The 21,064-nt window shown below is 61.4% G+C and carries 21 protein-coding genes; 5 read left to right on the top strand and 16 right to left on the bottom strand.

All coding sequences use genetic code 11. From position 1 onward, the window contains the following. Positions 1 to 23 precede the first annotated feature (23 nt). The 8 genes from bamA to NKJ20_RS04015 form a co-directional block, all read right to left on the bottom strand. On the bottom strand, positions 24 to 2,387 hold the full coding sequence (gene bamA, locus NKJ20_RS04050) for an outer membrane protein assembly factor BamA (protein ID WP_352474279.1): 2,364 nt from the start codon (positions 2,385 to 2,387) through the stop codon (positions 24 to 26). A 217-nt stretch (positions 2,388 to 2,604) separates the two neighbouring features. Continuing rightward, positions 2,605 to 3,747 carry an RIP metalloprotease RseP gene (gene rseP, locus NKJ20_RS04045; protein ID WP_352448821.1) on the bottom strand — a complete coding sequence of 381 codons (1,143 nt, stop codon included), beginning with the start codon at positions 3,745 to 3,747 and terminating at the stop codon, positions 2,605 to 2,607. Positions 3,748 to 3,851: 104 nt separating this feature from the next. Next, a complete protein-coding gene (locus tag NKJ20_RS04040; RefSeq protein ID WP_352742702.1) occupies positions 3,852 to 4,685 on the bottom strand; it encodes a phosphatidate cytidylyltransferase in 834 nt (277 codons plus the stop codon). Positions 4,686 to 4,688: 3 nt separating this feature from the next. Further along, positions 4,689 to 5,411, bottom strand: coding sequence for an isoprenyl transferase (locus NKJ20_RS04035; RefSeq protein ID WP_352742700.1), 723 nt, complete (start codon positions 5,409 to 5,411; stop codon positions 4,689 to 4,691). 32 nt (positions 5,412 to 5,443) lie between these two features. Beyond that, a complete protein-coding gene (gene frr, locus NKJ20_RS04030; protein WP_084640965.1) occupies positions 5,444 to 5,998 on the bottom strand; it encodes a ribosome recycling factor in 555 nt (184 codons plus the stop codon). A 91-nt stretch (positions 5,999 to 6,089) separates the two neighbouring features. Beyond that, positions 6,090 to 6,812 (bottom strand): UMP kinase, encoded by a 723-nt coding sequence (pyrH, locus tag NKJ20_RS04025; RefSeq protein ID WP_023674934.1) that lies wholly within the window; start codon positions 6,810 to 6,812, stop codon positions 6,090 to 6,092. Between the two features lie 132 nt (positions 6,813 to 6,944). Beyond that, positions 6,945 to 8,051: an aldo/keto reductase gene (locus tag NKJ20_RS04020; protein ID WP_352742698.1), complete on the bottom strand. Its 1,107-nt coding sequence runs from the start codon at positions 8,049 to 8,051 to the stop codon at positions 6,945 to 6,947. A gap of 54 nt (positions 8,052 to 8,105) precedes the next feature. Continuing rightward, complete coding sequence (locus NKJ20_RS04015) at positions 8,106 to 8,534, bottom strand: nuclear transport factor 2 family protein (protein WP_352624878.1); 429 nt, start codon at positions 8,532 to 8,534, stop codon at positions 8,106 to 8,108. A 114-nt stretch (positions 8,535 to 8,648) separates the two neighbouring features. Between NKJ20_RS04015 and NKJ20_RS04010 the strand changes: the two genes are divergently transcribed. Next, positions 8,649 to 9,599 carry a LysR family transcriptional regulator gene (locus NKJ20_RS04010; RefSeq protein ID WP_352742696.1) on the top strand — a complete coding sequence of 317 codons (951 nt, stop codon included), beginning with the start codon at positions 8,649 to 8,651 and terminating at the stop codon, positions 9,597 to 9,599. On the opposite strand, the gene tsf is transcribed toward NKJ20_RS04010, so the two are convergent. The 5 genes from tsf to NKJ20_RS03985 all read right to left on the bottom strand — a co-directional run bounded on the left by tsf (position 9,589) and on the right by NKJ20_RS03985 (position 14,217). Beyond that, positions 9,589 to 10,512: a translation elongation factor Ts gene (tsf, locus tag NKJ20_RS04005; protein ID WP_352471655.1), complete on the bottom strand. Its 924-nt coding sequence runs from the start codon at positions 10,510 to 10,512 to the stop codon at positions 9,589 to 9,591. The genes NKJ20_RS04010 and tsf overlap by 11 nt on opposite strands. A gap of 119 nt (positions 10,513 to 10,631) precedes the next feature. Continuing rightward, positions 10,632 to 11,429 (bottom strand): 30S ribosomal protein S2, encoded by a 798-nt coding sequence (gene rpsB / locus NKJ20_RS04000; protein ID WP_352742695.1) that lies wholly within the window; start codon positions 11,427 to 11,429, stop codon positions 10,632 to 10,634. 204 nt (positions 11,430 to 11,633) lie between these two features. After that, complete coding sequence (locus NKJ20_RS03995; protein ID WP_352742693.1) at positions 11,634 to 11,912, bottom strand: DUF4031 domain-containing protein; 279 nt, start codon at positions 11,910 to 11,912, stop codon at positions 11,634 to 11,636. A 43-nt stretch (positions 11,913 to 11,955) separates the two neighbouring features. Further along, on the bottom strand, positions 11,956 to 13,254 hold the full coding sequence (locus NKJ20_RS03990; protein ID WP_352742691.1) for a lysophospholipid acyltransferase family protein: 1,299 nt from the start codon (positions 13,252 to 13,254) through the stop codon (positions 11,956 to 11,958). A gap of 135 nt (positions 13,255 to 13,389) precedes the next feature. Further along, on the bottom strand, positions 13,390 to 14,217 hold the full coding sequence (locus NKJ20_RS03985) for a cell envelope integrity EipB family protein (protein WP_023674927.1): 828 nt from the start codon (positions 14,215 to 14,217) through the stop codon (positions 13,390 to 13,392). A 138-nt stretch (positions 14,218 to 14,355) separates the two neighbouring features. On the opposite strand from NKJ20_RS03985, the gene NKJ20_RS03980 reads away from it, so the two are divergent. The 4 genes from NKJ20_RS03980 (at position 14,356) to NKJ20_RS03965 (ending at position 17,370) form a co-directional block, all read left to right on the top strand. Further along, positions 14,356 to 14,820 carry a RidA family protein gene (locus NKJ20_RS03980; protein ID WP_352448812.1) on the top strand — a complete coding sequence of 155 codons (465 nt, stop codon included), beginning with the start codon at positions 14,356 to 14,358 and terminating at the stop codon, positions 14,818 to 14,820. Between the two features lie 14 nt (positions 14,821 to 14,834). Next, complete coding sequence (locus NKJ20_RS03975; RefSeq protein ID WP_352742689.1) at positions 14,835 to 15,563, top strand: glycerophosphodiester phosphodiesterase; 729 nt, start codon at positions 14,835 to 14,837, stop codon at positions 15,561 to 15,563. A gap of 40 nt (positions 15,564 to 15,603) precedes the next feature. Next, on the top strand, positions 15,604 to 16,818 hold the full coding sequence (locus NKJ20_RS03970) for a GNAT family N-acetyltransferase (protein WP_352742687.1): 1,215 nt from the start codon (positions 15,604 to 15,606) through the stop codon (positions 16,816 to 16,818). Positions 16,819 to 16,938: 120 nt separating this feature from the next. Continuing rightward, on the top strand, positions 16,939 to 17,370 hold the full coding sequence (locus tag NKJ20_RS03965) for an HIT family protein (RefSeq protein WP_352502384.1): 432 nt from the start codon (positions 16,939 to 16,941) through the stop codon (positions 17,368 to 17,370). Between the two features lie 94 nt (positions 17,371 to 17,464). Here NKJ20_RS03965 and clpA read toward each other — a convergent pair whose 3' ends face one another. The 3 genes from clpA to NKJ20_RS03950 form a co-directional block, all read right to left on the bottom strand. Beyond that, on the bottom strand, positions 17,465 to 19,933 hold the full coding sequence (gene clpA / locus NKJ20_RS03960) for an ATP-dependent Clp protease ATP-binding subunit ClpA (RefSeq protein ID WP_352742685.1): 2,469 nt from the start codon (positions 19,931 to 19,933) through the stop codon (positions 17,465 to 17,467). A gap of 6 nt (positions 19,934 to 19,939) precedes the next feature. After that, positions 19,940 to 20,266, bottom strand: a complete 327-nt coding sequence (gene clpS / locus NKJ20_RS03955) for an ATP-dependent Clp protease adapter ClpS (RefSeq protein ID WP_023674921.1) — start codon at positions 20,264 to 20,266, stop codon at positions 19,940 to 19,942. Positions 20,267 to 20,541: 275 nt separating this feature from the next. Further along, complete coding sequence (locus NKJ20_RS03950; protein ID WP_023674920.1) at positions 20,542 to 20,871, bottom strand: phasin family protein; 330 nt, start codon at positions 20,869 to 20,871, stop codon at positions 20,542 to 20,544. Positions 20,872 to 21,064 lie beyond the last annotated feature (193 nt).

Here is a 21,064-nt window from a genome sequence, read left to right as displayed (position 1 = left end):
CCGGAAGCATCATTGCCCGCACATCAGAAGCGGGTCGATATGCCGAAGTTGAATTCCTGCACGTCGTCGGTCTTTTCCTTCTTGACCGGGATCGCATAGTCGATGCGGATCGGGCCGAAAGGCGATGCCCACATCAAACCGACACCGACGGAAGCGCGCCATTCCATGCCGGTTGTCGAAGAATTGACAAGGCCACTTGCGATTTTGCTGCCGTAGAGCGTTGCCGCATCGGCGAACACAGCGCCACGCAAACCGAAGCTTTCGGGGATGACCGGCAGCGGGAACTGAGCTTCCGCCGAGGCATTGAAGTAGGTGGTGCCGCCGAGATGGTCATTGCTGTTGTCCGAAGCAACCGGGCCGATGCCGCCGTATTCGAAACCGCGGATCATACGGTCGCTGCTCTGGAAATGGTCGAAGACGCGCAGATCGCCGTTGCCATAGCCTTGGACATGGCCGGCGCCGCCCGAAATGAGGCCCACCAGGTCCAATTGTTCGGACAGCGTCTGATAAATGCTGCCGCGCGCCGTGACCTTGATGAACTTGGCATCGCCGCCGACGCCAGCCACTTCGGTGCCGACATTGGCATAAATACCGTCATGCGGGTTCTTCATGTCGTCGATGGTATTGTAGATCAGGCCGAGGCTGACCGAGGACTTGAGCCATGGGCTCTCTTCAACGCCGTTTACGATCGCCTGGGAGACGTCGCAGGTGCCACCATTGATAACGGGAACGCAGCCCTCGTCGAACTCGTACTTCTCTTGCGCAATATTATAAGCCAGCTGCGTTGAGATATTGTCGGTGATCGGCAGACCGAAGCGGACGGTCGCGCCTGTCGTGTCGCTGTCGTAATGGTCGTAGTTTCGGCTCTGCTTGTAGATGTCGAAGCCGGCCGCGATCCGGCGGCCGAGGAAATAGGGTTCGGTGAAAGAGAAGCTGTAGTCGCGCGAGTTCTTGCCACCGCCCGCCGCCACCTTGATGAATTGGCCGCGACCGAGGAAGTTGCGCTCACTGACGGAACCTTCGACGGACGGACCTGACGTTTCACCGCCGCTCGAATAACCGGCGCCGACCGTGAACTCACCGGTCGATTTCTCGACCACATCCACCACCAGAACAACCTGGTCCGGCTCAGAACCCGGAACGGTGGAAATTTCGACTTTTTCAAAATAATCGAGCGCTTCCAGCCGCCTCTTCGCGCGCTGGATGAGCACCTGATTGAAAGCATCGCCTTCGCTGACATCGAACTCGCGGCGAATGACGTAGTCGCGCGTCCGATCGTTGCCGCGAATCTCGATGCGCTCGATATAGGCCTTGGTCCCCTGATCGACCGTATAGACGACCGAGATCGTGTGGTTCTCGAAGTTGCGGTCGCCGCGCGGCGTCACCTGGGCGAAGGCATAGCCGGATCCAGCGACCTTTTCGGTCAAGGCGATGATCGTGTCCTCGACGTTCTTGGCGTTGTAGACATCGCCCTTGTGGGTCTCGACCACCGATTCAAGTGACTTGGCGTCGACCTCGGGGATCGTGCTTTCGACGCTGACATCCCCGAACGTATAACGCTCGCCCTCCTGTACCGTGATGGTGACGGTGTATTTGTTGGTGGTGTCGTCGAGTTCGCCGACAGCCGAGACGACCTGGAAGTCGGCATAGCCGTGATTATAATAGAAGCGGCGCAGCAGCTCCTGGTCGGCGCGCAGCTTGTCCTCGTCATAAACGTCGTCGCGCAGCACGAACGACAGGAAGGACGAACGCTTGGTGGAGATGATGTCCGACAGCCGGCGGCTCGAATAGGCGCTGTTGCCGACGAAATTGATCGCTGCGATCTGGGTGCGGCCGCCTTCGTTGATGTTGAAGACCACGTTTACCCGGTTGTCGCCGAGATCCATGATCTGGGTGGTCACGGCGGCATCGTCGCGGCCGATACGCCGGTATGCGGCCTTGACCGCCTCGACATCGGCATCGAGCTGCTGTTGCGAGAAGGTGCCGCGCGGCTTCAATTGCACCGCGGCCTCAAGCGCGTTGTCCTTGAGCTTCTTGTTGCCCTGGAACAGCACCTGGTTGACGACCTGGTATTCGGACACCTTGATGACCAGCGTCGATCCGACCTGGTTGATCTGCACATCCGAAAACAGCCCGGTGCCAAACAGCGCCTTGACCGCATCGTCGATATCCGAACTGGAAAACGCCTTCCCTGGCTTGATCGTCACGTAATTGCGGATGGTGTCCGCGTCGACACGCTGATTGCCGGTGACTTCGACTCTGGAGACGACAGCCGCCTCGGCGGCCGATGTGGCAACGAACTGCACTGCGAGCGCGCCTGGTACAACCAGAGCGGCGGACATAGCCACCGCGGACGCGGCGCTCAGAAACTTGGATGCTGCCTTCATCGGGCTTTTGTACCTTTTCTCGAAGTCCCCACGGCGAGAAAACCGGACGTGCGGTAATTTCCCCTACCGTATTAACCGGATTTTCCCTACACGCAAGGCTTCTGGTTAATTTGTATTTACTTAACCCTGCGGCGTGGCTTTCGCGTCACGCATATCCCCACGCATGGTAAACGGCGTCTCAACATTGCTCGTGCCGAAGCCAAATTCCTTCATGATTTCAGCACCCAAACAGATCGTTCCAGAAAACAAAGCCCATGAACCCGAGCACCAATATGAGGCCGCTTCGGTAAGCCATTTCCATCATGCGTTCGGACACCGGCCGCCGGATGACAGCCTCCACGCCGTAGAACAGAAGATGCCCTCCGTCGAGGGGGGGAATCGGCAAAAGGTTGAGAATCCCTATCCCGACTGACAGGAATGCAACAAGCTGCACGAGCCATTCAAAGCCGAGCTTTGCCGCCTGACCCGACATCTTGGCGATCTTGATGGGGCCGCCCAGCTGGCACTTGTCCTCGCGACCGACAACGAAACGTTGCAGGAACTGGCCGGTACGCTGGATGACGTGTCCGGTTTCCTGGACCGCTGCCCCGACCGCCCCGGCCGGACTATAGGTGATCAGCCGTGGCTGGCCGAGTTCCTTGTTGTTGACGACGCCGATCACGGCCACCTGGACCTTGTTGCCCAGTGCGTCTTGTTGTTCCATCAAGCGCGGCGTCGCCGTGACGGTGATTTCCTTGCCGCCGCGTAGCATGACGAAGGTGATGCTGTCGCCGGCGCGGCCAGAGACCAGACGCTGGACGTCGGCAAAGGTCTCGACCTTGCTGCCGTCGACGCTGACGAATCGGTCGCCGGGCATAATGCCGGCCGCGGCGGCCGGACTGCCGACGGTGACCTCAGCCACCATCGGCTCCAGCACGGGCCGGCCGTGGACGGAAAACAGCACGGCAAAGACGGCGATCGTCAGCAGGAAGTTGAACAGCGGCCCCGCCACGACGGTCGCCGCCCGCTTCCAGATCGGCTGCGTGTGGAAGGCAACCTTGCGTTCTTCGTCGCTCAGCGCCTCGATCTCCTCCGAGCTGGGCTGGCTCGACGTCGCGTTCATGTCGCCGACGAACTTGACGTAGCCGCCGAGCGGTATGGCGCAAAGCTTCCAGCGCGTGCCGCGGCTATCGTTGAAGCCGATGATCTCTGGGCCGAAACCGATCGAAAAGGCTTTTGCGCCGATACCGCACCAGCGCCCGACGAGGTAATGGCCCATTTCGTGGACAAAAACGACCACGGTCAGCACGAACAGGAAAGGCACCAGCGTGCCGAGGACAAAGCCCTCTGTGCTGAAAACCGCGTGAAAAATCTCGTTCAATTCATGCCCTCAAATTCATCCACGGCACAGATCACGCCGCGACTGTGACATCAATCCAGGCGAATCCATGACGCAGCCCCGCGCCGGCCCACTGACGATGCCGTTCAAACCGGAAACAGCCCCTGTGCCGGATGGTCGGCGGTAGCGGAAATCCAGGCGATGACGTATAGGGCGAAAGCCGCCGCAACAAGCCCATCTACCCGATCCATGATGCCGCCATGGCCGGGTATCAGCGTGCCGGAATCTTTACGGCCGTGGCATCGCTTGACCCATGATTCGAACAGGTCGCCGGCCTGCGCGACAATCGAAAGCACCAGTGCGACCACGCCAAGCACGACGAGGTTGCCCGTTCCGGCTACGGCGGCCAGAAGCAGCCCGGCCACTACGCCGCCGACCACCCCACCGAGCGCCCCGCTCCGCGTCTTGCCCGGCGAGATCGACGGCGCCAGCCTTGGACCACCGATGGAGCGGCCGACGAAATAGGCAAAGATATCGGTCGCCCAAACCACGGCGAATAGGAACAGAATGGCCAGCAGCCCTGAATGGTCGCCGTCACGCAAGAAGGCCAGCGACAAGCCGGACACGGCCGCATAGGCAAGGCCGGATGCTTCCCACGGTCCTGCCCTGCGCATGGAAGAAGCGACGGCAGTGACAGCAACCAGAGCCGCGACGAGCGGCAGCAGCAAAGACGCAGGCAGGCCGGCGACGAGGGCACCAATAAAGACCACGATCAGCGCCTCGGGCAGAAAGCCGAGACCTGCCGTAGCACCAGCACCTGCCGGGGCAACGGGGCGGCTCATCCGCGTCCACTCGTAGAAGATCACCGCCGCCATGGCGGCGCAAAGCAACCGGAAGGACAGTCCGCCGAGCCAGGTCAGGGCAAGCGTGACGATGGCAAGCACGACGGCCGAAATGACCCGGAGTTGGAGGTTGCTCATTCCTCAGCCTGAGGCGACATCTTGGGCGGCAAGTCCGCCGAAGCGGCGCTCGCGGCCGGCGAAATCGCGCAGTGCATCGGACAGGTGCTCGCGACTGAAGTCGGGCCAGTAGCAAGGCAGGAAAACGAGTTCGCTATAGGCGGCCTGCCATAACAGGAAGTTGGACAGCCGAAGCTCGCCGCTGGTGCGGATGACCAGTTCCGGGTCCGGAATGCCCTCTGTATCGAGCGAGCTGGCAAAGGAATCGGCCGTGATCGCCTCGCTCTCGATCTCACCGCGCGCCACCGCCGCTGCGAGCTTGCGCGCGGTGCGCACGATCTCGTCGCGCCCGCCGTAATTGAAGGCAATGACCAGTGTCAGCGCCTCGTTGCCGAGAGTGAGCGTTTCGGCTTCCTCGAGCAGCCCCCTTATGTCGGGCTGCAGCCCTGCCCTGTCACCGATGACCCTGATCCGCACCCCACTCTGGTGCAGCTCGGCGAGGTCACGTCGGATGAAAAGTTTAAGCAGGCCCATGAGGTCGCTGACTTCGGATTTCGGCCGTGACCAGTTTTCCGACGAAAAAGCGTAGACGGTCAGGAAGGAGATGCCGAGGCGGGGGGCGGCGCGCACTGTCTTGCGCAGCGCCTCGACGCCGGCGCGGTGACCGGCCAGCCGCGGTAAGCCGCGCGCCTTGGCCCAGCGTCCGTTTCCGTCCATGATGATCGCGACATGCGCGGGCGTTGCCATATTCTCGCTTCCGGGCCAGGCGTGGCCAGACCCTAGACCTGCATGATTTCCGCTTCCTTGTCGGAAAGCAGGTGGTCGATGGTGCTGATTGTCTCGTCGGTCAGTTTCTGAACCTGGTCGGCCCGTTTGCGGTGGTCGTCCTCACTGATGTCGCCGTCCTTTTCCGCCTTTTTCAGAAAGTCCATGCCGTCCCGGCGAACGTGGCGTGCGGCGACGCGGGCATTCTCGGCATAACCGTGCGAGATCTTGACCAGTTCCTTGCGGCGCTGTTCGTTGAGCTCGGGCAGCGGAATCCTGAGATTGGTACCGTCGACGATAGGATTGAAGCCGAGATTGGCTTCACGGATGGCGCGGTCGACTGCGCTGACCATCGACTTGTCCCAGACCGAAACCGAAATCATGCGCGGTTCCGGCACCGACACTGTTGCCACCTGGTTGATCGGCATGGTGGTGCCATAGGCCTGCACCTGGACGGCATCGAGCAGGTTGCTCGACGCGCGGCCGGTGCGCAGCGAAGCCAGATCATGCTTGAACGCGGCGATCGCCCCGTCCATGCGCCGTTTGAGATCGTCGTACTCGCCACTCATCATCGTCTCCTCGACCCGTTAACCCGGGTTCACTGCTTAGGCCCTGTTCGAGCCTCATCCGCAACCGGTCCCTTTCGGGTTCATGGTCCGGTCAATCGTCTGCGACAACCGTGCAACGGCCGCCGCCCCTCAGGATATCGCCGAAGCCACCCTTCTCGTGGATCGAATAGACGATTATCGGAATGTTGTTTTCGCGCGCAAGTGCAATCGCCGCCGTATCCATGATCGAAAGCCCGCGTTTGATGACTTCGTCATGGCTGATCCGCTCGAAACGTGTCGCATGCGGGTCCTTCTTGGGATCAGCCGAATAGACACCATCGACCTGGGTGCCCTTGAACAGAGCATCGGCGCCGATCTCGGCGGCGCGAAGGGCTGCAGCCGAATCGGTGGTGAAGAACGGATTGCCGGTGCCGCCGGCGAAGATGACGACCTTGCCCTGGTTCATGTAGGCGGTCGCCTGACGCTGCGAAAAACTTTCGCAAAGCTCGGGCATGGCGATCGCCGACAGCACCACGGCGTCGACGCCGATCTTGTTGAGCGAGGTGCGCAGCGCGAGCGAATTGATAACCGTGGCGAGCATGCCCATATGGTCGCCGGTGACGCGGTCTCCGCCTTTTGACGCAACCGCGACGCCACGGAAGATGTTGCCGCCGCCTATGACGACACCGACTTCGATGCCCAATGCGCGGGCCTCGGCGATGTCGGCGGCGATGCGGTCGACCACCGATACGTCGATGCCGAAATGCTGCTCGCCCATCAACGCTTCGCCCGACGCTTTCAGCAAGACACGTCGGTAGAGGGGCTTCACCGTCATCTGGTCCTCGTCATCGTGCGTGTGACGCGTTTCGGTGCGCCCCGAAACTCTGGGCGTTCCCATCCACTCCTCTCCCCCCTATTTCACGCGGCTCCCGAGCCGGAAAGTTGAGATCGTGGACCGGGATAGCCGTCAGCTCACGCCGGCAAAAGTGCCTCGCATGAGCAGATCCGGCAGATAGCTTGCCGGCTTACCGCCAACCGCCTGCCCACCGGTCAGGCGGCCTTGTATTTCAGGGCCGAAGAATGAATACGGAAAGGGCGTGACCGGCCGGCTCACCGCATCGAGCCGTGCCCGAAGATCTTCGGGAATGTCGAAATCAAGCGCGCCGAGATTGTCCTTGAGCTGGTCAAGCCTGGTGGCGCCGACGATGACGGACGCAATGCCTGGCCTGTTTGCCGTCCAGTTCAGGGCGACCTGGGCCATGCTGCGGCCGAGCTGGCCGGCAACCCTCTCCAGTTCGGCGACGATTTGCCAGTTGCGATCGGTGAATTTCTGGAAACCGGGGTTGGTCGAACCACGCATTGTCTCCAGCCGGCCACCATCCTCGACGATTGTATCGAAACGGTATTTTCCGCTGAGCAGGCCGCTGGCCAATGGACTCCAGACCATGATTCCGGCGCCATAGCGCGTGCCGAACGGCACGAACTCGTGCTCGATGTTGCGCTCGGCCAGCGAATATTCGAGCTGAAGCGCCGAAACCGGTTCATAGCCGCGATGCTCGGCGACGGCCTGCGCCCGGCTTGCGTACCAGGCCGGCACGTCGGATAGACCGACATGCCGGATCTTTCCGGCGCGCACCAGATCGTCCAGCGTCCGCATCACCTCCTCCGGCGGCGTCAGCCTGTCCCAGGTATGGAGGATGTAGAGGTCGATGTAGTCGGTGCCGAGCCGCTTCAGCGAACCGTCTACTGCTCGCAGGATGTTCTTGCGGCCGTTGCCCCCGGCGTTCGGGTTGCCCGGTTCGGCGTTGTAGGTGAATTTGGTACTGATCACCGCCTTGTCGCGCAGCCCACGCTCGGCGATGAATTCGCCGAGCCAGGTTTCGGCCGTGCCACCGGTATAGAGATCGGCGGTATCGAAGAAATTGCCACCGGCTTCGACATAGGCATCAACCAAGGCGCGCGCGGTTTCCTTCTCCGCGCCCCAGCCCCATTCCGTGCCGAACGTCATGGTGCCGAGCGCCAGGCGGGTGACACGCAGCCCGCTGTTGCCGAGCGTGTAGTAGGACATGGTCATGGATTTCTCCTGAAGTTTGAAAAGCGGGATTGAGGTCTTGCCTGGGATACGCAGTCAGGCCTTGGCCAGCGCATCGACCACCACCTGGAAGCGGCGCGGATCGAAATAATCGTGGTAGGCGCTGATCAGACCGCTCTTGAAGTGGAAAATCGCGATATTGCTGTTGGTGTATTCAGTGCCGCCGATCAGCACCGCGCGGTTCTTGTACTCGACGACGATCGCGTCCGAATCCGCTGCCGGATAGATGGCTGTCAGCTGCGAATCGAAGGATTCGAAATTACCGAAGAGGCCTCGGAAGGCCGCCAGGATCGCGGCCTTACCATCGATGCTGTTTCCAAATCCTGCCGGCGGGTAGAAGACAAGTATCCGGCCATCTTCAGCCCAAAGGTCGCCCCATGCCTCAATGTCCTTGCGGTGCATCAGATCAAAGAATTTACGCACGGTCTCGAGATTACGGGTTCGTTCGGAATCGAGGTCGGTCATTAGACGTCTCCTTGGCTGCTCGGCGATTGCCGTGTGATGCAGCCAAAGATGCGACCTCCTTTCCCCACCGATAAGATTGCATTATCCGAATGGACTATGCGATATCATGCATGAATGGACCGCGATCTGCTTAGCCACCTACCTATAATCGTTGCCGTCGCGCGGCGTGGCGGCTTCGCGCCGGCAGCCGCCGAGCTCGGCATGAGCCCGTCAGCGGTCAGCCATGCGGTTCGGCTGGTAGAGGAGCGAATCGGCCAGCCGTTGTTTGCCCGCACCACGCGCAGCGTCTCGCTGACCGAGGCTGGCACCGCGCTTGTCGCTGCGGCGGAGCCGGCGCTGGAAGACATTGCCGACCGGATCGAACGTATCCGGTCTGTCAAAGGCCGGGCAAGCGGACTGCTCAGGATCAACGCGCCGCGTTTGGCGCTGCCTCTGGCGCTCATGCCCATCCTGACGGCGATGGCGGAACGTTACCCTGACGTGACGGTGGAGATCGTCACCGACGAACGTCTGAGCGATATCGTCGGCGAGGGTTTCGACGCCGGCATCCGGCTGGGCGAGATGATCGCCGAGGATATGGTGACGGTGCGACTGACAGGGCCTTTCCGCAGCATCATCGTTGCCTCGCCGGCCTATGTCGGCCGGCGCGGGCGGCCATGGGCGTTGGCCGATCTCGCCGCGCACAACTGCATCGGCTATCGGCTGTTGCGATCACGTGCGCTCTATCGCTGGGATCTATCCGATCAGGGCAAGGATATCAGCGTCGAGACACGCGGCAGCGTGGTCGTCAGCGATCCGCTGTCGGCAAGGGAAATGGCGCTTGCCGGCATCGGCCTCGCCTATCTGTTCGAGCCGCTTGTCAAGCCTGACATCGAGGCAGGCCGGCTGGTCGAAGTCCTTGGCGAGGCATCGATCGAGGAACCGGGACTGTTCCTCTATTTCCCGCGCCGCGCCGCGATGGCCCCGAAGCTCCGCGCCTTCATCGACACCGCGCAAGAAATCGGCCGGGCATCCTCGCGGATACCCGGCCGAAAAAAGCCTTTCAAACGAATAGTTACTTCTTGACCGCTGCCGCGACTTCCGCCGCGAAATCGGTCTCTTCCTTCTCGATACCCTCACCGAGCGCGAAGCGCAGATAGGCAGCGATTTTGGCTGGCGCGCCTATTTCGCTCTCGGCATCCTTCAGCGCCTTCTCGACGGTAATGTCGGGATTGAGCACGAAAGCCTGCTTGAGCAGCACGACCTCTTCATAGAACTTGCGCAAACGGCCTTCGACCATCTTCTCGATGATCGCTTCCGGCTTGCCGGACTGGCGCGCCTGGTCGGCGAAGATCGCCTTCTCGCGTTCCACTGCGGCCGGATCGAGCTCTTCGGTGGTCAGGGCCATCGGATTGGTGGCAGCGACATGCATGGCAACCTGACGGGCGAAGGCGTTGGCGGCATGCGCGTTGCCCGTCGTCTCGATGGCCACCAGCACGCCGAGCTTGCCAAGGCCGTCGGCGACCGCATTGTGAACGTAGGTTGCGACAGCGCCGTGCTCGACCGTGAGCTTGGCCGAGCGGCGGAAGCCCAGATTCTCACCGATGGTGCCGACAGCGTCCTTGATGGTCTCGGCGACCGATTTGCCCGAGCCCGGATAGGGAGCGGCGGCAACGGCCTCGGTCTTGCCGCCATAGGCAAGCGCGACCTTCGCGACATTGGCGACGATCTCCTGGAACGCAGCATTGCGGGCAACGAAGTCCGTCTCGGAATTGACCTCGACGATCGCTGCCTCGCGGACGCCGGAATCTACGCCGATCAGGCCTTCGGCAGCGGTACGGCCAGCCTTCTTGTCGGCCTTGGAAATGCCCTTCTTGCGCAGCCAGTCGATGGCTTCTTCCATATTGCCGTTGGTCTCGTTTAACGCCGCCTTGCAGTCCATCATGCCCGCGCCGGTCAAGTCGCGGAGTTCTTTGACCTGTGCAGCCGAAATGCTCATTGTCGCCTCTTTGTCTAAATGCACTGACGCACCATCGATTTTCGATGATGCGCCTGGTGCTGGTAGCGCTTACCGCGCCAACATATTGGAAAGATGAAGGCCGCAGCCGGCCTTCGCTACTATGCTTCCGGGGTCTGGGCTACCGGGCTCTCGGCGGCCGGGGTCTGATCGAGCGCCGGCTCGACCGGAGCCTCGACCGATGCGCCGATATCGACACCGAGCGCGCCCTGCTGACGGGCGATGCCGTCGATAGCTGCCTTGGCGATCAAATCGCAATACAGCTGGATGGCGCGGGCCGCGTCGTCATTGCCGGGGATCGGGAAGTCGATCTTGTCCGGGTCGCAGTTGGAATCGATGATGGCAACGACCGGGATGCCGAGACGCTTGGCCTCGAGAATGGCGATCGCTTCCTTGTTGGTGTCGATCACGAACATCAAATCGGGCGTCGAACCCATATCCTTGATGCCGCCCAGCGCCTTGTCGAGCTTCTCACGCTCGCGGTCGAGGTTGAGGCGCTCCTTCTTGGTCAGGCCCTGAGCCTCGCCGGCCAGCATTTCGTCGAGCTTGCGCAGGCGCTGGATGGAATTCGAGATCGTCTTCCAGTTGGTCAGCATGCCGCCGAGCCAGCGCGAGTTGACATAGTACTGGGCCGAGCGCTGCGCGGCATCGGCGACGATGTCGGAGGCCTGGCGCTTGGTGCCGACGAACAGCACGCGGCCGCCCTTGGCAACAGTGTCGGAAACCTGCTTCAGCGCCTGGTGCAGCAAAGGCACCGTCTGCGAGAGGTCGATGATGTGTATGTTGTTGCGGGCGCCGTAGATATAGGGCGCCATTTTCGGGTTCCAGCGGTGGGTCTGGTGGCCGAAGTGAATACCAGCTTCCAATAGCTGGCGCATGCTGAAATCAGGCAGAGCCATTCTTATTTCCTTTCCGGTTAGCCTCCACGGACACAGGCATTTTTGGACTTTGTCCTCGAACGCCACCGGAGGTTTCAGCCGGATTTCTCCCGGGCAGACACCAAAGTCCGTGTGTGGAATGAGCGCGCATATAGAGGGGAAGCGCGACAAACGCAAGCGTTGTGGCGTCTTGTGTTTCAGCGTGCGGCGATCAGCGCACCGGTGTCATCGCCGCATCTTCCCCTTCGGCACCCGCACACGCCGGAAAACAGCGATGATCTCCTCGCGGGTGCATTCGATGGCGCCTAGCCGCACTGCGCGGTCGCGCTCGAACCCGGTTATGTCATAATGCGGTGCCGATGTCTTCGGCGGTCCTTGGTAGGACGCGCGCTTGATGCCGAGCTGCCCGGCAAAGCGATGCAGCTCGTCGGTGTCGTCTGCCAGCAGATGACACCAGCGGTGGCCGACCCATTTCCAGATCGCCGCATCGACATAGACCGCCATGAGGCTTGCCGCACTCCTTCATCTTGCGCCGACCAACACATCGCTAACGATGATAGAAGGGATTGGCATAGAAAATGAAGCCGCCGCCGGCCTCGAGTTGCGTCATCGTCCTGGTGACGGTCTCCTGCATCCGGTCGTGCAGTTCGGCGAGTGCCTCCTCGACGGAGCCTTGATAGGCGTGCAAACCTAGCGGCTCCGGTACCCGGACATAGGCGCGGCGTGGGCCTGCCGGCTGCGGCACGAAACGGTTGATCGTATCGCGCAGCGTACCCTTGCAATAATCGTTGCGGATCCGCTTCAAATGTTCGGCGATCTCCTCCTGCGTGGTGCGCGGGTTGGCTGAAGCCCACGGCCCGACACGCTGCACGCGCTGGATTGTATCCGCCAGCATTCGGACCTGCTTCTGGCTTCCACTGCCATCCGTGTCTTCCCGCAGCCAGCGCCGCGAACGGCGCAAAAGGTCGGCATTGTCGAGCGTGCCGGCGTCGACCGAGACAAGTTCGGCAAGGCGACGGCCGAGTTGGGTCAGCAGGTCCTTTTGACGTGCGTCATACGAAGCCCGCTCATCGGACCGCAGGCCATATGCAGCCTCATCGCGCGACAGCAACGTCGCATAGATATGATGGATGCGCTCCGGCAGCGAATCGGCGGCACAGCGTTCGATCTTCAAGCTGTGCTCGACATAGGCGCATTCCCTTGCCAGCGCTGCCTCGACATTCCCCGTGAAAGCAAGCTTCCAGATCACGGGCGCGATCCAAACCTTGAAATCCGGATCCGTCAGGCGGCCGCGCTTCAGCGCCTCGAACCCCATTTCGACCGCGCCCGGCAGCAGCGGGGCAATGATGTTGGCATGCCAGCCGACACCGCCTTCGGGATGCAGGAGCACGCCGTGCCCCTTCAGCGCCCAGGCCACCGAATGTTCCTTGGCGGCCGCGCTGTTGCCCGGGATTTGCGCGATCAGATTGTTGGCCAACCAGAATTTCTGCATCAGCCGGCCAAGCCCGTTGACGACGCCGTGCGTGGCCCAGGATGCCGCCAGCGGGCTCACCCGCGAGACGACCTCCTTGTCGATCATCCAGTCGGTAAAGAATTCGGGATGGTTGGGCGTGATGAACGTCGCCTTGCCCGCGCCGCAACAAGCCTTCAGCCTTTGCCGGTCATCCTCTGGAAAATCGATGTGGCGGACGTTGGCGACGCCGCGCAAACCGGCCAGACGGTTGAATGGCAACAGGTCGCGAAAGCCTGGAATGCCGTGCAGCATGACAATCCGGTTGACGAATGTCATGGCGTTGATCAGCGTCGCATTGGGCCGCGGCGCCACAAAAACGTCGATCCTGCTCAACCTGCTCCCCCGCGGCGCATACCGTCATAAGACGTTGATAGGCAATTGCGGCATGCTCAAGTCGATGCGACTTGCCGCGCAAGATTAAGCGCTACTATCCCGGATAGCGGCCGGCGGCTTGCCGTTCACTCGAGCTTATTTAGACGGGCAGGTCTTTGGCTGATCGAACAGTGACAGATTGACCAATTTGCCGGTCATCGAGAACTCGCCATAGTCCATGACGAGATCGCGCGTGATGCCGTTCTTGTGCAGCTTGAAGCTGATCCGGTATTCCGGCACCTCCTCGCCGCCTTTGTCGGCATCATCGAAATAGGCGATGTCGACCGGCCAGTATTTGTCGGTGGCGAGCTTGGCCAGCGCCGGCGCTTCCGGATCGGCATTGTCGGCATCGGCTTGCTTGCCGACGACGACGGTGGTGGTCACCACCTTGTTGGCATCCTCAGAGCCGTCGAACAGGTTGGTTTCGTAGAAACGCTCGCCCTTTTCCGCCTTGCCGATCATTTCGACCATTTGCTGGGTCGGGAACTGGGTCGGCGCGAGTTCCAGGCTGTTCTTCTCGGGCTTGTCGATATCGACCTTGAGACCGTTGGCTTCCTTCGTTGCGGTACCCTTGACCTCCTTGTCGAGGTTCTGGTCGACAAAGGATTTGTTCACGAAGGAGAAGGTCTTGCCCTCGGCATCCTCGAAGGTGGTCATCTGCTGGTCGGTCAGCCTGGTGTTGTCGCTGGTTACGATCTGGGTCACCAAACGAAACTTTACCGTATAGCCCTCGCAAGGCGAGCCGTTGAACTCGTAGACCATGCGGCCGGTGATGCCGGTAATGCCGGAACGGTCTGAAGCCTTGTCGAGTGAAATGTCGTAAACAGCACGATGCGCCTGCAGCGCAGGCACCGCAAAAGCGGGAGCCGCCCAGGAAGCCGCTGTCAAGAGAACGGCGTTGAATGCGAGGCGCGTTGCGCGCATGGGGTGCTCCGATCATCGCGGCTAATGGCAAGCCGCATGGAAAGATGGTCCAGCTTAAAAAAAGTCGTGGCGGAAGCGAGGCAAAAATAGCAATTTCGGCCCGGCCTGCGCGGCACCTTCAAGCAATAGGGAAATTGCATGAGCGAAACAATCGAAAAGCGGCTAAGCGATCTCGGCGTGACGCTGCCGGCCGCCGCCGCGCCCGCCGCCAATTACGTGCCCTATTGCCGGACCGGCAATCTGCTGTTCACCGCCGGGCAGTTGCCGCTCAAGGAGGGCAAGCTCCAGGCGAGCGGACTGCTTGGCCGCGATGTCGACACCGCGACCGGCAAGGAAGCCGCAAAATACTGTGCGATCAACATATTGGCCCAGGCTCAGGCGGCACTTGGCGATCTCGAGAAAATCCGTCGCTTGGTGAAGATCACCGTCTTCGTCGCCTCGGCACCGGATTTTGTCGAACAGCATCTGGTTGCCAACGGCGCCTCGGATTTTCTCGCCGCCGTGCTCGGCGATCGCGGCAAGCACGCTCGCTCCGCCGTCGGCACCGCCTCCCTGCCGCTTAATGCCGCAGTGGAAATCGAAGCGATCTTCGAAGTCGAATGACCGGGACTGCAACCATGACCGATCTTTCCTGGCTGACCGCCCGGCCCGTCGCCCATCGCGGCCTCCACGACATGAACAAGACGCGCTGGGAGAACACCCTTTCCGCCTTCGCTGCGGCGGCCGAGCGCGGCTACGCGATCGAATGCGACGTGCACCTATCATCCGACGGCGTCCCCGTCATCATCCACGATGGCGATCTGCGGCGGCTGACCGGCGAGGACGGCTTCGTCTGGCAGCGTACGGCTGCCGAGATCACGGCGCTGAAGGTCGGCGGCACCGCCGACCATTTGCCGACGCTGCAGCAGGCGCTTGATCTGGTCGACGGCCGTGTGCCGATGGTTGTCGAGCTGAAAGGTGCTGCCGGGCACGACGAAGGCCTGGTCGAAAGCGTCGGCAAGATGCTCAAGCATTACAAGGGCAAGACCGCGATCATGTCGTTCGACCATTGGCTGATCCGCGACTTCCCGAAATATGCACCCGGCATACCCGGCGGGTTGACCGCCTACGGCAACGACAACCACCTGATCGAGGCGCATTTCGCCATGCTGGCGCATGACATCGCCTTCACCTCCTACGCTGCCGGCGACCTGCCGAACCGGTTCGTCTCCTTCGTGCGAGAGAGACTCGGCATGCCGGTGATCACCTGGACCGTGCACGACCAGCCTGCCGTCGACCTGACCTTCAAATATGCCGACCAGATGACGTTCGAAGGATTCGAGCCCGATCTGGTACGGCTCGCCTGAGCGGGCTTGTATGGGTCCGCAGCGAGCTTAAGTAAGCCTCATGGATCAAGGGGACGACTGCGAAAGACAAACGGCGAATGCGGAGCTGTCGATCCGCATCGCCGCAGGCATCGGCGCCTTTACCAGCGCTGAATGGGACAGCCTCGGCGGCACTACACGCGGCGATGCAGAATACGGCTACAACCCACTTGTTTCATTCGCTTTTTTGAGCGCGCTGGAAGATTCCGGCTGCGCTGTTCGGCGCACCGGCTGGCAAGGCCATCACCTCAGGCTGGAAACCGCGCGAGGCAAGCTGCTCGGGGCGGTCCCCTGCTATCTGAAGTCGCACAGCCAGGGCGAATATGTCTTCGACCATGGCTGGTCGGACGCGTTCGAACGCGCCGGCGGGCGCTACTATCCGAAGCTGCAATGCGCGGTGCCGTTCACACCCGTCACCGGCCCTCGCCTGCTGGTCGGCAGGGGCGAGGACAGCCCCACCGTCAAGGCCGGTCTTGCGACCGGCCTGAAGGCGGTGACGGATAAGCTCGGCGTGTCTTCCGCGCATGTTACTTTCGCGCCGGAGGACGACGTCCAGATATTGGCGGCGGCCGGCTTCCTTCATCGCACCGACCAGCAGTTTCACTTCTTCAACGAAGGCTTTTCGAGCTACGACGATTTTCTCGCAACGTTAGCCTCGCGCAAGCGCAAGGCAATGAAGAAAGAGCGGCGCGAGGCCCTCGCCGACGGCATCTCGATCGACTGGCTGACCGGCAAGGATCTGACCGAAAAGGCCTGGGACGACTTTTTCGCGTTCTACATGGATACCGGCAGCAGGAAATGGGGCCGGCCCTACCTCAACCGGGATTTCTTCTCGCTGATCGGCGAACGCATGGCCGACGACATCCTGCTGGTCATGGCCAAACGCAACGGGCGCTACATTGCAGGTGCCATCAACTTCATCGGTTCAGACGCGCTCTACGGCCGCAATTGGGGCTGCATCGAGGACCACCCGTTCCTGCATTTCGAGGTCTGCTACCATCAGGCGATCGATTTCGCCATCTCGCGCAGCCTGAAGGTGGTGGAAGCCGGTGCGCAGGGCGAGCACAAGCTGGCGCGCGGCTACCGGCCCGTGACGATGCATTCGGCGCACTACATCGCCCATCCAGGTCTGCGCAATGCAGTGGCCGACTACCTCCAACGCGAGCGGCGCGAAGTCGAGCGGATGAGCGAATATCTGGAAGAGCACACCCCGTTCCGCAAGGACATGGCGGAGTAGAGTAGCGAGCCCCAATCGCTCAGCCGAGCGGGCCGGCACGGCCGATGTCGACCGATCGTCTTGCCCGCCCGGAACAGCTTCGCTACACGAGACAGCGAGCCAAGAACCGGAGCGCGCGCCATGGCCGAAGCAACCTACGACAGCAGCAACATCTTCGCCAAAATCCTGCGCGGAGAAATCCCTTCGCACCGCGTCTACGAGGATGACGCGGTCATCGTCTTCATGGATGTGATGCCGCAAGGACAGGGTCACACGCTGGTGGTGCCGAAAGCGCCGTCGCGCAACCTGCTTGACGCGGATCCGGCGGTGCTTGGCCCGCTCTTCGCTCACGTCCAGAAAGTTGCGCGGGCCGTAAAGAAGGCCTTCGATGCCGATGGCGTCACGGTTATGCAGTTCAACGAACCAGCTTCGGGGCAGACTATCTTTCACCTTCACGTCCATGTCATTCCGCGCTTCGAGGGCATTCCCCTGAAACCGCACAGCGGACAGATGGAAAAGCCTGAAGTCCTGGCCGAAAACGCCGGCAAGATACGGATGGCGCTGGCAAGCTGAACCGGCGCAAACCGCTCCGGCAGGCGCCGAGTGCTTAACCGGAAGGTGTCACAAAAAAAGCCCCGTTTCCGGGGCTTTTTTACTGGCTGGTTCGTCAGTTCTTACGCGGCAGTTGCGGCACAAGGCTGCGCTTGCCGCCGTCCTTACCCTTGGGCTCCGGCTTCTGCGCCACCGCCTTTTTCGCGGCGGGCTTCTTCGCCACCGCCTTCTTGGCCTTCGGCGCGTCGTCCGGCTCTTCCTTCTTCGGCTTCACCGGCGCCTCGTCGGCGAGCGATTCGAGCTTCAGGCCGGTCTCGCCGGTTTCCTTCTTCTCGACGGTGACACGTACTGTGCCGCCCTTCTTGAGCTTGCCGAACAGCACCTCGTCGGCCAGCGGCTTCTTGATGTGCTCCTGGATGACACGGCCAAGCGGCCGGGCGCCCATGCGCTCGTCATAGCCCTTGTCGGCCAGCCATGCGATCGCCTCCTGCGACAGGTCGAAGGTCACGCCGCGCTCGGAAAGCTGTGCTTCCAGCTGCATGACGAACTTCTGCACCACCTGATGGATGACCGGCACCGGCAGCGAGCCGAACGGAATGATCGCATCGAGACGGTTGCGGAACTCCGGCGTGAACAGCCGGTTGATCGCCTCGACATCGTCGCCTTCGCGCTTGGTCGAACCGAAACCAATGGCCGCGCGCTGCGCGTCGGACGCGCCCGCATTGGTGGTCATGATCAGGATGACATTGCGGAAGTCGATCTGCTTGCCGTTGTGGTCGGTCAGCTTGCCGTGATCCATGACCTGCAACAGGATGTTGAACAGATCCGGATGCGCCTTCTCCACTTCGTCCAGCAACAGCACGCAATGCGGATGCTGGTCGACGCCGTCGGTCAGAAGGCCGCCCTGGTCGAAGCCGACATAGCCGGGAGGCGCGCCGATCAGCCGTGAAACGGTGTGGCGTTCCATATATTCCGACATGTCGAAGCGGATCAGCTCCACGCCGAGCGAGGCGGCGAGCTGCTTGGCCACTTCCGTCTTGCCGACACCGGTCGGACCCGAGAACAGGTACGAGCCGATCGGCTTTTCCGGTTCGCGCAGGCCGGCCCGCGCCAGCTTGATGGCCGAGGTCAGCGCGGTGATCGCGGTGTCCTGGCCGTAGACGACGCGCTTCAACTCGATGTCGAGGCCTTGCAGCACCTTCTCGTCGTCGGCGGAAACTGTCTTCGGCGGGATGCGCGCCATCGTGGCGATCGTCGCTTCGATCTCCTTGATGCCGATGGTCTTCTTGCGCTTGGCTTCCGGCACCAGCATCTGCGAGGCGCCGGTCTCGTCGATCACGTCGATCGCCTTGTCCGGCAGCTTGCGGTCGTTGATGTAACGCGCCGAGAGTTCGACCGAAGCCTTGATCGCCTCGCTCGTGTAGCGGACCTTGTGGAACTCCTCGAAATAGGGCTTGAGGCCCTTCATGATCTCGATGGCGTCCTCGACGGTCGGCTCGTTGACGTCGATCTTCTGGAAGCGCCGCACCAGCGCGCGGTCCTTCTCGAAGAACTGCCGGAACTCCTTGTAGGTGGTCGAGCCGATGCAGCGGATCGCGCCCGAAGACAGCGCCGGCTTCAACAGGTTCGACGCATCCATGGCGCCGCCGGAGGTGGCCCCTGCCCCGATCACGGTGTGGATTTCGTCGATGAACAGCACGGCGCCGGGATAATCCTCGAGCTCCTTGACGACCTGCTTCAGCCGCTCCTCGAAATCGCCGCGATAGCGGGTGCCGGCCAGCAGCGTGCCCATGTCGAGCGCGAAGATGGTGGCATTGTGCAGCACTTCGGGAACGTCGCCCTCGACGATGCGCTTGGCGAGGCCTTCGGCGATTGCCGTCTTGCCGACGCCGGGATCACCGACATAGAGCGGGTTGTTCTTGGAGCGGCGGCACAGCACCTGGATGGTCCGGTTGATCTCGCTCTCGCGACCGATCAATGGATCGATTTTGCCGGCCTTGGCCTTGTTGTTCAGGTTGACGCAATAGGCAGTCAGCGCGTCCTGCTGCTGCTTCTTCTTGCCGCCTTCCTCTTGCGGCTCGGCCCCGCTCTGGCTGCCTTGCTCGTCGTCGGCGCCGCGCGGCGTCCGCGTCTCGGAAGCGCCGGGACGCTTGGCGATGCCATGCGAGATGTAGTTGACCGCGTCGTAGCGGGTCATCTGCTGTTCCTGCAGGAAGTAAGCGGCGTGGCTCTCGCGCTCAGCGAAGATGGCGACGAGCACGTTGGCGCCGGACACCTCCTCGCGGCCTGACGACTGCACATGGATCACCGCGCGCTGGATGACGCGCTGGAAACCGGCAGTCGGCTTGGAATCTTCATCGTAGCCGGTGACGAGGTTGTCGAGCTCGGTGTCGATATAGGTGAGGACCGTATGCTTCAACTCGTCGAGATCGACGTTGCAGGCACGCATGACGGCCGCCGCCTCGGTGTCGTCGATCAGGGCGAGCAGCAAATGTTCAAGGGTTGCATATTCATGGTGCCGCTCATTGGCGAGCGTCAGCGCTTGGTGAAGCGCCTTTTCCAGGCCTTGGGAGAAAGCCGGCATGTTACCTCACTTCTTCTCCATCACGCATTGCAGCGGATGCTGATTCTGTCGGGCGAAATCCATGACCTGAGCCACTTTGGTCTCGGCCACCTCGAATGTATAGACCCCGCACTCGCCCACCCCATGATTGTGAACATGAAGCATTATGCGTGTGGCGGCTTCGCGGTCCTTCTGGAAAAAGCGCTCCAGCACGTGGACCACGAATTCCATGGGTGTGTAGTCGTCGTTAAGAATGAGAACCCGATACAGACTGGGCTTCTTGGTCTTGGTTTTTGTGCGCGTGATGACGGCCGTGCCGCGACCGGCCTCATTGCCGTTGCTGCCGTTCTGCATTCGCACCACGTAGCTCGTGGCAGTCAAACCTGTAGTCACGTAGTCCTGCCTCTTTCGAATCCTCATGCATGCTCGACATGTAGGTGTTCGATGGACGATTTTAAGCCCTTCTGTTTAGCTGACAATATGGCTAGGTGGCCAAACTTGACCGATTTTTCAAATCGTGAAGACCGCAGGCCCCCGATTTCGAGCTGGCATGAAAAAACCCGGCCGCGCGTTCGCGACCGGGTCTGTCTTTGCGAGCCCAGGGGGCCGGCTCGGAATGTTCGTCGAATTTACTTCGCCTTGGCGACGATCGATTCGAACGGCTTGTAGGCTTCCTTGGCGAGTTCGGCATAGAGATCGCCAAGCTTGGTGGCTTCCGTGACGAAGCTCTCATAGGACTGCTTGGCATAGTCGGACTGGATCTCGATCGCCTTGTCCAGCGACTTGGCGGAAAAGAGCTTCTCGACAGCGGCGCTACCGGCTTCGAAGCTTTTCTTGGTGTACTCGCCCGCCTCGGCGGCGATAGCCTGCGCACCCTTGGACAGCGAGGCGAAGCTCTTCAATCCGGTGTCCGCAAATTCCTTGCCGTATTTGCTGAAATCTTCATAGGTCTGGGTCATTTCACGCATTCCTTGAACGGTTGCCTTGGACGATAGACGCGGCTTGTCCGGGCCGCGTTGTGCAATGCGTGTAAATATATTGTGCAGTGCACAAAAGTCAAGATTCCCGCGGCAATGCGCATCGTGAGCTGCCGGCAATCGCTAAGATTCGAATAAAGAGAAGCTCAATCACACAGAAAATGGTGAACGCGGC

The sequence above is a fragment of the Mesorhizobium sp. M0185 genome, from assembly GCF_040322175.1.
GTDB lineage: Bacteria > Pseudomonadota > Alphaproteobacteria > Rhizobiales > Rhizobiaceae > Mesorhizobium.
Note: the sequence above shows the minus strand (reverse complement) of the source record. Positions and strands in the feature narration are given on the sequence as shown.